A 224-nucleotide genomic window follows, 5' to 3' on the forward strand; every position below is an offset into this window, starting at 1 on the left:
GTGGGGGACGTCAACCGCGTCGTCCTCGACGTGACCTCGAAGCCGCCGGGGACGATCGAGTGGGAGTAGGCCCCTCGGGCGAGTGGAGCAGGCCCTAGGGCCTGCCCGGCGGATCATGCCGGCGTCGCGGTGTCTGGCACGCGCTCCCCCAGAGGGGGGACCCCCAGCCGCGTTGTCGTCGGTCGCCGACGCTCCGCGTCGACTCCCTCCTCCGCCTTGCAGCT

The 224-nt window shown here is 73.2% G+C and carries 1 protein-coding gene; it reads left to right on the plus strand.

Features of this window, described 5'->3' with window-relative positions; genetic code table 11:
• The coding region (locus ADL12_RS58590; RefSeq protein ID WP_159053325.1) for a GMP synthase (glutamine-hydrolyzing) at window positions 1-69 on the plus strand (69 nt) is incomplete at its 5' end.
• Window positions 70-224: the final 155 nt, after the last annotated feature.

Origin of the sequence: Streptomyces regalis (assembly GCF_001509475.1) — a bacterium.
GTDB lineage: Bacteria > Actinomycetota > Actinomycetes > Streptomycetales > Streptomycetaceae > Streptomyces > Streptomyces regalis.